Source organism: Chitinophaga niastensis (assembly GCF_003014755.1).
Classification (GTDB): Bacteria; Bacteroidota; Bacteroidia; order Chitinophagales; family Chitinophagaceae; genus Chitinophaga; species Chitinophaga niastensis.
Genome location: NZ_PYAW01000003.1, coordinates 484,054 through 495,788, shown reverse-complemented (window position 1 = coordinate 495,788; position 11,735 = coordinate 484,054). Strand labels below are relative to the sequence as shown.

The following is an 11,735-nucleotide window of genomic DNA, read 5'->3' as shown; positions in this document are numbered from 1 at the left end:
CTAAATCAGGACAGGCTTTCGTTTTGTTATTTTGCTGCGATCAGATTTTTGTATCTTCATAAAGATATAATAACAGATATATGTCTTCCGAAATAGTATTAAAGAAATTATATTTTCACAAAGCCGGCAGCGCATTGATTGTAAATGCGCCATCTTTCTACGTGACAATGCTGGAAGGCGTTTCATACGACAGTAAGCCGGTAAAGAAAAAAGAAGGAACATATGATTTTGTTCAGGTTTTTGCTACCACACAAAAGGAACTGGAGAAACTGATAAAAGAAGTAAGCAGTTATGGTGTAACGGATTGTCTGTTCTGGGCCTGCTATCCAAAGGGCACAGGAAAAATTAAAAGCGATATAAAAAGAGAAACTGTCTGGGCAGCCTTTGAGCTGGTTGATTTGCAGGTAATTGCCAGTGCTTCCATTGATGAAACATGGACTGCTTTAAGGGCAAGACCTGCAGATTGCATTGGTAAATGATTTAATTCCAAAAAGTGAAGGAAACACCCAGGATTAACAGGATAGCGAATATCCAGGTAGTATATTTTACGATTAGCCACTGGTTTTCCTCCTGCGCAAATTTTCTTAAAAACGCATTATTAATTAAGGTGCTGCCATAAATGAGCAGTATTATTTCTATTATGCCCGTTAAGTAAATAAATGCCGGAGGGATCAGCATCAGCGCAGCATATAGGACAGTTACAATGATGATGTATGCGCCGGCCAACAGGTATAGCAGATTGTACAACAGGTAGATAACAAATACTATTATACGTTTATTCATAGTGGATAGTAGCTAAGTAAATGGAAGTTAAATGAAATACTTAAACGATGCAAGTATCCTTATGTTATTAACACAATTATCAGGTGCCCGATATTGAACACTATCTGTATCAAAACCGGGCGTTTAAACCGATAATAACAAACATAAACTGTTGATTGTTAGTCTTTTTGTATCCCGGCATTTTTTTGGCGCAACCAAAAGTATATCGAAGTGTCTTTGTGATCAAAGGACCGATGTTTTAAGCTGATACGCATTACTATGTTAAAGAACTATTTAAAGATAGCACTCCGCAACCTTTGGAGGAATAAGGGTTTTTCTGCCATCACTATTTTGGGCCTGGCTATTGGTTTAGCCACCTGTTTGCTGATTACCTTATTTGTAACAGATGAACTGAGCTATGATCAATACAACAAAAAAGCAGACCGTATCTATCGTATAGACGCAGATTTCCTGGTGAATGGCAATGCTTTCCTTGAAAGATATGCGCCTTCACAATTTGGGCCGGTATTAGTACAGAACTATCCGCAGGTAGAAAACTACGTGCGATTTACACAGCAGGGGAAAATACTGGTGAAGAAAGGCACCACTACACTGATAGAGCAGAACGCCAGCTTTGCAGATTCTTCTTTATTTGATGTGTTTACCCTGCCGATGATCAGCGGTAATCCTAAAACAGCGCTGACGCAGCCTAATTCTATGGTCCTATCTGAGCGTATGGCGATTAAGTATTTCAATAGCACCGATGTAGTAGGTAAAACATTAATCACAGATAATGTCAACAACTATATAATTACAGGCGTGATAAAAGATGTACCCGATCAGGCACATCTGCATTTTGATTTTATCCGGGCAATCTCTGAACTGCAGGACAGCCGCAATGCAAGCTGGATGGCCGATAATTACGCCACTTATGTGTTGTTACGTCCGGGTACTACTGAGCAGATGCTCAACGGCTACCTGAAAGAAGCCACTAAGAAATATATGGAGGGACCTCTAAAAGCCATGACCGGTAGTAACTTGGCAGAACTGGAAAAAAGCGGTGGCCACTTTGGATATGTAACGATTCCGTTAACGAAAATTCACTTACATTCTCCGTTGGCCAGTGAAGTAGAACCTTCCGGTAATGTACAATATGTGTACATCTTTATTATAGTAGGCATCATCATCCTGCTGATTGCCTGTGTGAATTTCATGAACCTCTCTACAGCACGGTCTGCCGGGCGTTCCAAAGAAGTGGGCGTGCGGAAAGTATTGGGCTCCCAACGTTCTTCATTGATATTGCAGTTCCTGTCGGAATCTATGCTGACCAGTCTTTTTGCTTTGGTACTGGCAATAGGTATTGCGCTGGCGCTGTTGCCTTTTTTAAACCAGTTATCCGGTAAGCATATTACCGTTCAGTTATCGGCTATTACCTGGTTATTGCCGCTATTACTTGTTATCGGTATTGTTGTTGGTTTGCTGGCAGGTAGTTATCCGGCCTTTTTCCTCTCCGGATTTGAACCGATGAAAGTATTGAAAGGCAGACTAACAACCGGTTTTAAGGGCAGCTGGCTAAGAAACAGTCTGGTGGTATTTCAGTTTGCCTCTGCTATTTTGCTGATTGTAGGTACATTGGTGATCAATAACCAGTTGAGTTATATCCGTAATAAAAAATTAGGCTATAACCGTGAACAGGTATTGGTGCTGCAAAACACAGCCTCGCTGTGGATACATGCCCTTCCTTTTAAAAATGAAGTATTGCAGCTGCCAGGCGTGGAAGCGGGTACTATGACAGGTTCCCTGCCTACTGATATTGCCATGAATACCAGCATCTATTCAAAAGATGCTGCCAGGAGTGCCGGTCAGGTAATGGGATTGCACGATTGGTATGTAGACGCAGATTTTATTCCTACCATGGGCATGCAAATGGCCAGTGGCAGGAACTTCTCGCCACAGATGCCCTCCGATACCTTTGCGTTGCTGATTAATGAAACCGCTGCAAACCAGTTGGGCTTCAAAGACCTTGATAATAAATATCTCTATGAAGGTTCGAAGCCTTTGAAGGTTATTGGTGTTGTGAAAGATTTTAATGTAGGATCGCTTCGGAATAAAATACCGCCGTTGATAATCAGGCTGGGTGAATATCGTAATAGCATGGCTTTTCGCGTTCATACCAGTAACCTGCAGGGATTGATTGCACAAATAAAAAGTAAATACGAATCACAGGATAAGATGGAAGGACAACCATTTGTGTATTCCTTTATGGATGATGATTTCAACAAGTTGTACCAGGCAGAACAACGCACAGGTAAGATCTTTATCTCTTTTGCGGTGCTGGCTATTTTCATTGCTTCCCTGGGTATATTCGGACTGATCACTTATGCTGCAGAACAACGCACCAAGGAAATTGGTATCCGCAAAGTATTGGGTTCTTCTGTAACAGGTATTGTAGCCCTGTTATCCAAAGATTTTCTGAAGCTTGTATTCCTGGCTATTGTAATTGCTACACCACTTGCCTGGTATATGATGAATAAATGGCTACAGGACTTTGCTTATCGTGTACAGATCAGCTGGACGGTATTTGCACTGGCAGCATTAATTGCTATTGTAATTACGATGGCAACTATCAGTTACCGCGCTATTAAAGCCGCCATGGCTAATCCTGTGAGCAGTTTGAAAGCAGAATAATTAATTGGCCAGTGGAAGCGACACATAAAAGGAGCTTCCACGGCCTTTTGTACTTTCAAACCATATCTGGCCCTGCTGTGCGGTGGTATATTCCTTGCAGAGGAAAAGTCCCAGGCCCACACCTTTTTCATTCTCCGTACCAAAGGTGGATCTTACTTTCAAAGAAAAGATATCTGCTATTCCGTCCGGATCAATACCGGCTCCGCTATCTTTAATTTCTATTAAACAGTTGTTACCGGATCTTATTGTTTTAATATTGATAGATCCGCCTGCGGGCGTGAATTTGGCGGCGTTGCCCACTAAATTACGTATAATCAGCTGCAACATATTCAAATCTGCCATGGCCTTTATGGAGGCATCAATATTAGCATCCAGCTGAATCCCTTTTTTGGCGGTCGCCAGTTTGTTTATTTTCAGAATAGGCTGAATAGCAGCGGCTACATCTACCGGTACAAGGTTCACCGAAAGGCCATCCATCTGTGTTTTAGACCATATCAGGATATTATACAGCATTTCCTGTGTGCTGTTGACCACATATAGCAACTCCGTTTCAATCTGTGTTTTATCTTTTTGTTCCAGTTCTATATCATTCAGTAACTGCAGATAGGACTGAATAGCAGCCAGTGGATTACGTAAGTCGTGCGACAGGAGGGAGAAAAGTTTGTTTTTTTCTGAATCCATGGTTTCAAGGCGCAGCGCTTTTTCTTCTCCTCTCTTTTTCTCTTTATTATAAGCATTCTTCAGGTAAAGGGTGCCTATAAAAATAACCACTACATCTGTAATATAAGTAGGCGTGATATCTTCAAAAATAGCTTTCCGGGTTTTATATACATTGAGTACCGCTTCAGGATGGTAGTATTCATAGCTGATAATACCCAATACGGTAAACAGGTTCAGGCAAATCCACCAGGCATATTGTTTGGAATGGGAGATCAGCATGGTTAAGAAAAATGCAAGTGTAAAAGAGAGAAGGGAAGCTCCCTGGATACCACTGCTGAAAAAATAATTGATCGCAAATGTTACATTGATCAGGATCACGGAGATGCCTATACTGAGATTTACCTTCTTTTTAAATCTTGATAAATAATAAATGCCGGCAAAAGCAACGACCAGTAGAGAAAAGATCAATGCAGTGACAGTAAGTCCTGTCATGTAATTGTATGGAACGTTGATTGCAATGACCAGCAGTGCCATCATAGCGATGGCGTTGAATATGCGGTTTTCCAGCGTAAACTGGTGTTGATCCCCGATAATAGATGGCAGCAGTTTTTTCATAGAATTGAGGGTATTCCGGATTTCGGTTGTTGACATAGAACGAATTTACACAAAAAAAGTTACCAGGTTGCGGATGCGTTTGACTGACTGATCATCAGATTTTTTGTTTTTCTTCTTACAATTTCATTAATTTTCAAAACGATAAATCAGCGCAACCAAAATGCAATTACGAATCGTTATGAAAAGCAATGTCCACGTGATATTACGCAATATAGTCCAGGATCTGCCATATTGAATTAATGTTTTATTAATACACTTGTTACACAGATACAAAGCGGATAAAAGTAATTTCGTCAGGCGTGATCACCAAACAAATATGACTGCCCACTCAACAGACATTGCCCTGTTTCACCTGGTTAAAGCTAACAGTATAGAAGGCTTTACAGCGCTGTATGCGCGCCATTGGGAAGAACTATATGGTTACGCATTTAAGATCCTGCCCGATAAAGATCATGTAGAAGATGTACTGCAGGAACTATTCCTGCACATATGGGATAAGCGCGATACTATTAATATTGAAAGCAGTGTGAAAGCTTACCTGTTTAAAAGCCTGAAAAACCGGATCTACAACTTCCTGAAAGCAAATGCGGTGAAACATGCGCATTACCAGGTGCTGCTAAACAGCATCAGCAGTCTTGCGGAAGAAGATACCATCATCGAAAAAAAAGAGCATACCAAAAGACTGTTACACCATCTGGAAGTACTGCCGGATAAAATGAGGCGGATCGCGAAACTATACCTGATGGAAGGCCTCAATATCAAAGAAATATCTGATCATTTATCGCTCTCCGAACATACCATCCGAAACCAGCTCAATAATGTAAGGCGGCGGCTCCTGCGAAAATAATAGGCGTATCTGCAATGTTAAGAAAATGTTAATTGAACATTTCATCTGATCAGAAAATACCTGTTCAGTTGTCTTTGTATTCACACAAAGGAAATTATGGGGCGAAGACAGCGGCATAAACAGGAGAAGAAAATAGCAGCATTCTTTGACCAGTTAAGCGGACAAAGTAAAGAGACGCCTTTTGCCTCTGCAGAAGAGCGGCAGGAGGCGAAAGAGCGGCTAATGCAATCTATCCTGGCGCATACCGGGCAGCCGGCAGCAACTGCCGGCCGGAGCCGGTGGCTCACCTGGAGCTATGCTGTTTCAGGCGCCGCTGCCGCCATACTATTGTTGTACTGGGGAATAGGACACCTGCATAACCGCGCTGAAAAGGCGCTGCAGCTTACGTATATCAGTACCGGTATCCATGAACAAAAGCGTGTATACTTACCCGATAGTTCCGTTGTTATGCTCAATGCCAATTCTCAAATCAGCTATAGCAGCAACTTTGGCGTGAAAGATCGCATTGTTTCCCTGCAAAAGGGAGAAGCCTTTTTTAATATACAACACAATGCTGCCAGTCCTTTCAGCGTGCTGTCGGATGGCATTACCACCAAAGTACTGGGTACTTCTTTTAATATCCTGAAATACCAGCAGTCGCACGCGCTGAAGATAACGGTGAAGACAGGTAAAGTGAGTGTGGGCAATGCGAAGCGGGAGTTTTGTCAGCTCCTGCCGGCAGACCAGGTAATGGTTGATAGCCGCAGTAACCTTTTTACTACTACACATGAAGATGGGCAGTTTGCCGATGAGTGGATGAGTGGCCGTATTGTAATACGTGAAGAACCACTGACCAATGTATTAGAACGCCTGGAAATGCTCTATGGTGTTGAGTTTGATAAACATGCGCTGCAAGATGATTCCCTGCGTACAATCACTTTTAATGCCAATACACCTTTGCAGCAGGTGCTGACGATTGTAGAAAAAATAAGTAATGTCCGGTTTAAAGTAGCGAAGGACCAACACACCAAAATTCACGTCTATGTAAAATAAAACAGCATTCGCACGAACGAATGCTGCTGAATGACTCACATAAAATGCAAGCTCATGATTCTCATTTCTAAAATTAGAAAAAGGATACCTATTTGCCAATTATTTAAGGCAAAAGTAGTCCGCTTATTTTTATACCTGCTACCCTTTGTGGTCAGCCTTCCTGCTTTAGGGCAAACAAGCCCCCAATTGGATAAGAAAATTCCCGGCATCACTATCAATGCAGGGAATGCACTGGATGCTGTTAAAGAGATAGAAAAATTAACCGGGCTGAATTTCGCTTATAATGCCAACCAGCTGAAAAACTTTGCTATCAGCAGACAGGTGTATGAAAACAAAACATTGCGGGAAGTATTAAATGGAGTATTAAAAAACACCCGGTCGGTTATTAATGAACAATCCGGCGTGATCGTTATTCTGCCCGGAGCCGGCAATGACGGCCCTTCTTCCAGACAAGGTAAAAAAACTACCGGTATTGTAAGTGATAAATCCGGTCCCTTACCTGGCGTAACAGTGCTTGAAAAAGGCACTACCAACGGTGCTATTTCAGATGAAAATGGCCGCTATGCTATCAAACTAAAAAGTCTTCCTGCTATCCTGGTATTCAGTATCACTGGCTTAAAAAAGCAGGAGCAGGCTGTAGAAGACGAAGGTACCCTGAATGTGACCATGGAAGGCGATCTGCAGAAACTGGGAGAAGTAGTAGTAACTGCGCTGGGCATTAAGCGCGAAGAACGTTCGTTGGGTTACGCTATTCAAAAAATAGGGGGAGAACAGGTAGACAATAGTAAGTTCACCGATCTTAAAACCGCATTGGCCGGAAAGATAGCCGGCGCACAGTTAGTAGGGGCGCCCAGTTCTACCTTTCGTGATGCCGGACTGCGTTTACGTGGTGCCAATAGTTTGAGCGGTGGTTCCCCGATCTATGTATTGGATGGTACCATCATCTCTCATACAGATATCAATCTCGATAATATTGAATCTATTTCTGTGCTGAAAGGGGCCGCTGCCACTGCATTGTATGGTATACGCGCTGCCGCAGGTGCTGTGCTGCTGACGTCCAAAACAGGACAAAGAAATCAAAAGATGCGGGTGGAAGTTAACTCCGGTACTGCCTTTGAACGGTTGTCGGTGATCCCTGCGTATCAGAATATTTATGGTGCCGGTGATAACATGAACTTTGATGTATTTCATTTTGATCCCAATAAACATCCGGCCGACTGGAAGAATTTTGATGGACAGAAAATGGTGCAGTATTATATGGACCAGAGCTGGGGTCCTAAAATGGATGGCACCATGGTACGGGAATGGTTTAGCTGGTATCCGGGGGAAGACTTTGGAAAACAAACGCCGTTTGTATCGCATCCTAATAATGTGCGTGACTTTTTTCGTACAGGTATTAACCTGAATAATAGTGTAGCCTTCTCCGGCGGCTCTGAGAAAGCATCTTATCGTTTGTCCTATGCCAATCAATACAGAGATCTTATTTATCCCAATGCCAACCGTAAACGTAATTTTATTGACTTCGCCGGCAACTTTGATGTGACGGATAAGTTCACTGTTTTTGCAGATATCAATGTAGTAAGTACCAAACAGATAGCCGAACCTTTTGATGGTGGTAACTCCAATCAGCGTAGTATTATGGCGCAGTTTAACCAGGAGTTTCAACGCTCTGTGGATATGAAAAGATTATGGCCCTACAAAACACCGGATGGTACTTACCGCACCTGGAATATTGTTGGTCCAAACGGAAACGATTCGGCATCAGCCTTGCGGCCCCGCAAGCGTGATAATCCCTACAGTGTTTACTATGAGAGCTATCGCCGCTATTCCAATTTCAGGATATTCGGTAACACCGGATTCAATTATAAAATATTGCCGAATCTGAAATTACAATCGTTGATAAGAGCAGATATTATGGTAGATGATTATGACGACAGGGTTGCATCTGGTACAGTAAAGCAGGATATGTATAAATCGGGTTCGTCTTTACCAAGGGAGTTTAACTACGAGATGACATTGAATTACAACAAACAAATTCATGATCTGTCTATCGATGCATTGGCAGGTGGTAACATCCGTCATTTTAAATTTACCCGCAACGAAGCCAATACTGTAGGAGGATTGAGTATCCCGAACCTCTATGCTATCACTGCTTCCAACCAAAGGCCCAATGCTTTTAACGATTACCAGGAGCAGGAAGTAAGGAGTGTATACGGAAAAGTTTCGCTGGGATATAAACGTTTGTTGTATGTAGATCTCACGGGGCGTAACGACTGGTCATCTACTTTACCTGTCGCTAAAAATTATTATTTCTATCCTTCTGTTTCTACCAGTTTTATTTTTACAGAACTGCTGCCGCACAGCAATTGGCTGAGCTTTGGTAAAGTAAGACTGGGCGTGGCACAGGCAGGATCGGATGCTGGTATTTACGCCATCAATACCGGCTACAACCTGCAAAACCCCTATGGCAGCTCTCCGGCTATCAATGTACCTGATAAATTGGTGGATCCCCGTTTGTCTCCTTCCCTTAGTACCAGCATAGAAGGGGGCCTTGCCCTGAAGCTGCTTAATAATCGTATAGGGGTAGACGTGAGCATCTACAAAAATAAAAATACCAAACAGGTGACGGAACTGCAGATTTCTGAAACCAATGGCTACAGCAGTTATCTAACGAACCTCGGAGAGATCCAGAGCAAAGGAGTAGATATTGCTATCACTGCTACGCCTATACGTAATAAAGTTATTACCTGGGATGTGTATGTAAATGCGGGCACCAACAAATCCAAAGTGATAGACCTGGCCGCCAACATGGACAATTACCTGGCTGCCGGCCGTGAAAACGGGTTGCGTTTAGAACTGGATCACAGAAAAGGAGCCGAGTGGGGATTACTGGTAGGGCCTACTTTCCAGTATTATCAGGCCAAAGATGCGAATGGCAAACCTATTGCCAGTGCATCTAACGGCAAACCTATTGTAAATACCAACGGTGCTTATCTCACCAACGAAAATCAGCCGCTGGGTTCTATTCTGCCTAAATTTACCGGTGGATTAGGAAGTACCATCGTTTATAAAAACTTTGATTTCTCTTTCGCTATCGACTACCAGGTGGGTGGTAAATTTTTGTCGCTCACCAAAATGTTCCTGCTGGGTACCGGCCTTGATCCATCTACAGTAGGTACCAATGATAAAGGAAACGACTGGCGGCTGCCGGTAGCACAAGGAGGCGGCATCAAGCCGGATGGGGTACTGGCCGATGGCACACCTTTCACCGGATATGTAGAGGCCCGTACTTACTACTGGACCTACCTGTTTAATAAAGTAGCGCCACCTTTTATTTTTGATGCGAGTTATGTAAAACTGCGGGAGCTGAGACTGGGCTATACTTTTGCCATGAAGCCATGGTATAAAAGAGCCGGTTTTACCAGTTTGAATGTAGCCTTGTATGCGCAAAACCCCTGGTTGATTTACACCGCATTGAAAGGTATTGATACATCTGAACTGGAAAGCTTCTGGGAAGAAAGAGGACAGGTGCCTGCCACCCGCACCATTGGTTTTAACCTGAAACTGGTATTGTAGGCCATAAAAAAATTAATCATGAACATACGATATATAACATATACACTACTGCTGGTATTGACATTATACGGATGTAAGCCCGGAAATTTCGGCGATATCAACACAAATCCGAATATGCCCAAAAAACCATACACGGGTTACCTGCTTACCAATATCATCCGGGACATGGCCGCTACAGTAGGGGGTAGCAACGGTGCTCCTATCCGGGAAGCACCTTTGTATGCGCAACATTTATCGGAAATGACTTACCAACGGGAAGGGGTATACGTAAAAGGCAACTGGGATTTTGGTTACTACCAGGGCGCCTTAAACGATTTACAGGTAGTGATCACCGCAAATATGGACCCTGTGAAAAAAGCGGAAGCACTGCCTTTTGGCTCCAATGCCAACCAGCTGGCCATTGCACGGATTCTCCGGGCTTATTACTTTTTGCATATGACTGATCGCTGGGGAGATATTCCTTATTTTGATGCGTTAAAGGGCAACAATAATCTTACACCTGCGTACGACAAACAACAGGATATTTATAATGATCTGTTTAAAGAGCTGAAAGAAGCCGCCGCACAATTTGATGGTGGTGTAAATGTAAAAGGTGATATTTTGTTCAGCGGCAATCCTGCCAAATGGAAAATATTTGCAGGCACATTGCGCCTGGTTATGGCTTTGCGGTTATCAAAAATAGATCCCGCCAAAGGTAAAACAGAATTTAATGCTGCCATGGCTGATGGTGTTATCCTCGATAACAAAGACAATGTGATGTATAACTATCTGCCATCCGATCAGAATAATGAAAACTATTGGTCCTTCAGCTGGCGGGTGGATAACAACCCTTATGCGTTATCCAACACGTTGGTAGATATGATGCTGGCTAACAAAGATCCCCGTTTGCCGAAGTTTGCCGACAAAGCGGGTAATGGTACTTATAAAGGACAACCTTATGGTGTGATCAATACCGATTTTTCTACTGCGTCTTTGTTGGGTGCAGGGATGCGCAAACCTGAATCGCCGGTATATTTTTATACCGCAGCGCAGGTGCAGTTTTCTTTTGCTGAAGCGGTGAAACTGAGCTGGATACCCGGTACAGATGCAGATGTGGAAACCTACTACCTGGCTGGTATCAAGGCTTCTATGCAGCAGTTTGGTGTATATAACGATGCTGATTATAATACCTGCGTTACCACACCGGGTGTAAAATACGATCCGGCAAAAGGAGTGGAGCAGATCTTAACGCAGAAATGGGTTGGCCTGTTTCTTAATGGCTGGGAAGCATGGCATGAGTGGAGAAGAACTGGTTTCCCTAAACTAACGCCACCGGCCAATGCACAAACCCGCGATGGGCAAATACCACGCAGGCACGGCTATCCTTCCAGGGAAGCATTGCTGAATAAAAAGAACTATGATGAAGCAGTACAGCGCTTGGGTGGAATAGATGACCTGAGCAGCAGGATCTGGTGGGATAAAAAGTAGAAGGTGTTTATAACCATTGCCAACAGAGGGGTTATCTTCTTTTATGAAGATAGCCTCTCTTCTTTTAGTGAATGATCAGGATAAGTAG

Annotated in this window: 8 protein-coding genes; 6 read left to right on the top strand and 2 right to left on the bottom strand. The window is 43.0% G+C overall.

The annotated features are described in order from the left end of the window. Nucleotides 1-80: 80 nt before the first annotated feature. Nucleotides 81-479, top strand: coding sequence for a hypothetical protein (locus tag CLV51_RS16615; protein WP_106529182.1), 399 nt, complete (start codon nt 81-83; stop codon nt 477-479). Nucleotide 480: 1 nt separating this feature from the next. Here CLV51_RS16615 and CLV51_RS16610 read toward each other — a convergent pair whose 3' ends face one another. Further along, nucleotides 481-783: a hypothetical protein gene (locus CLV51_RS16610; RefSeq protein ID WP_106529181.1), complete on the bottom strand. Its 303-nt coding sequence runs from the start codon at nt 781-783 to the stop codon at nt 481-483. Nucleotides 784-1,041: 258 nt separating this feature from the next. Here CLV51_RS16610 and CLV51_RS16605 point away from each other — a divergent pair, with 258 nt between their 5' ends. Beyond that, nucleotides 1,042-3,450 carry an ABC transporter permease gene (locus CLV51_RS16605; protein ID WP_106529180.1) on the top strand — a complete coding sequence of 803 codons (2,409 nt, stop codon included), beginning with the start codon at nt 1,042-1,044 and terminating at the stop codon, nt 3,448-3,450. On the opposite strand, the gene CLV51_RS16600 is transcribed toward CLV51_RS16605, so the two are convergent. Further along, the gene (locus CLV51_RS16600) at nt 3,451-4,761 is read right to left on the bottom strand and encodes a sensor histidine kinase (protein ID WP_106529179.1); all 1,311 of its coding nucleotides are present in this window, start codon (nt 4,759-4,761) and stop codon (nt 3,451-3,453) included. Between the two features lie 280 nt (nt 4,762-5,041). Between CLV51_RS16600 and CLV51_RS16595 the strand changes: the two genes are divergently transcribed. The 4 genes from CLV51_RS16595 to CLV51_RS16580 all read left to right on the top strand — a co-directional run bounded on the left by CLV51_RS16595 (nt 5,042) and on the right by CLV51_RS16580 (nt 11,647). Then, the gene (locus CLV51_RS16595) at nt 5,042-5,572 is read left to right on the top strand and encodes an RNA polymerase sigma factor (RefSeq protein ID WP_106529178.1); all 531 of its coding nucleotides are present in this window, start codon (nt 5,042-5,044) and stop codon (nt 5,570-5,572) included. 96 nt (nt 5,573-5,668) lie between these two features. Then, nucleotides 5,669-6,604 carry a FecR family protein gene (locus CLV51_RS16590; protein WP_106529177.1) on the top strand — a complete coding sequence of 312 codons (936 nt, stop codon included), beginning with the start codon at nt 5,669-5,671 and terminating at the stop codon, nt 6,602-6,604. A gap of 186 nt (nt 6,605-6,790) precedes the next feature. Further along, nucleotides 6,791-10,180 carry a SusC/RagA family TonB-linked outer membrane protein gene (locus CLV51_RS16585; RefSeq protein ID WP_158267044.1) on the top strand — a complete coding sequence of 1,130 codons (3,390 nt, stop codon included), beginning with the start codon at nt 6,791-6,793 and terminating at the stop codon, nt 10,178-10,180. Nucleotides 10,181-10,198: 18 nt separating this feature from the next. Then, the gene (locus tag CLV51_RS16580) at nt 10,199-11,647 is read left to right on the top strand and encodes a SusD/RagB family nutrient-binding outer membrane lipoprotein (protein WP_106529175.1); all 1,449 of its coding nucleotides are present in this window, start codon (nt 10,199-10,201) and stop codon (nt 11,645-11,647) included. Nucleotides 11,648-11,735: the final 88 nt, after the last annotated feature.

What these genes read in the sequence shown, in the direction of transcription:
- CLV51_RS16590 (WP_106529177.1), top strand. Translation starts at nt 5,669, where the DNA reads ATGGGGCGAAGACAGCGGCATAAACAGGAGAAGAAAATAGCAGCATTC.
- CLV51_RS16580 (WP_106529175.1), top strand. Translation starts at nt 10,199, where the DNA reads ATGAACATACGATATATAACATATACACTACTGCTGGTATTGACATTA.
- CLV51_RS16615 (WP_106529182.1), top strand. Translation starts at nt 81, where the DNA reads ATGTCTTCCGAAATAGTATTAAAGAAATTATATTTTCACAAAGCCGGC.
- CLV51_RS16610 (WP_106529181.1), bottom strand. Translation starts at nt 783, where the DNA reads ATGAATAAACGTATAATAGTATTTGTTATCTACCTGTTGTACAATCTG.
- CLV51_RS16595 (WP_106529178.1), top strand. Translation starts at nt 5,042, where the DNA reads ATGACTGCCCACTCAACAGACATTGCCCTGTTTCACCTGGTTAAAGCT.
- CLV51_RS16605 (WP_106529180.1), top strand. Translation starts at nt 1,042, where the DNA reads ATGTTAAAGAACTATTTAAAGATAGCACTCCGCAACCTTTGGAGGAAT.
- CLV51_RS16600 (WP_106529179.1), bottom strand. Translation starts at nt 4,761, where the DNA reads ATGTCAACAACCGAAATCCGGAATACCCTCAATTCTATGAAAAAACTG.